At 67.7% G+C, this 693-nt stretch carries 1 protein-coding gene; it reads right to left on the reverse strand.

The window, feature by feature from the left end:
- Window positions 1-647, reverse strand: a 647-nt coding sequence (locus AC1DQC_RS19865; RefSeq protein ID WP_477052951.1) for an SDR family NAD(P)-dependent oxidoreductase, incomplete at its 3' end; no start/stop codon positions are given.
- Window positions 648-693 lie beyond the last annotated feature (46 nt).

The raw sequence follows: 693 nt of genomic DNA on the forward strand, positions 1-693 counted from the left end.
CGACTGGTGAGCACAACCGGACCGGTGCTGTCGGACAGGGCTTTCCGGGCGCTGCCCACCACCTGCTGTGGCGACTGGATCAGCCAGGTCGGCACGTCAGCGGCCGCCTGCGAGGAGGTGGCGGTGACGCCCGGGCACAGGGCCAGAACCTGGACGCCACGCGGCTTCTGTTCGTGCCACAGCGTTTCGGAGAACGTGGTGACGAAGGCCTTCGAGGCGCTGTAGACGCTCATGCCAGGCTTCGGAGTGTGCCCGAGCGTGGAGGACACGTTCACCAGCGCACTGCCGGGAGCGGCGGCGGCGAGGAAAGCATGCGCCAGCACCACCACGGCCCGGCAGTTGAGATTCAGTGTGGTGAGCGCGGATTCGAGCGGAATATCACCGAAGTCGCCATGCGCTGCAGCACCGGCATTGTTCACCAGCAGCGAGTATCCGCCGGCGCGAAGCATCTCCGCCGTGACACGGAGCCCGTCCTTGGTCGCGAGATCCGCGACGAGATATTCGTGCCCGTCACCGAGTTCGGCCATCAGCGCTTCGAGCCTCTCGCCGCCCCGCGCCACGGCCGTCACCGAGTAGCCCGCTGCCGCGAGCGATTTCGCGAAGGCTCGGCCGATGCCCGCGCTCGCACCGGTCACCAGCGCCTTCATCGCTCCGCCTGCGGCTTGGTCTCCGGGTCGAAGATGTAGGAGATCC

This window comes from Cellulomonas sp. P4_H12 (assembly GCF_056400905.1).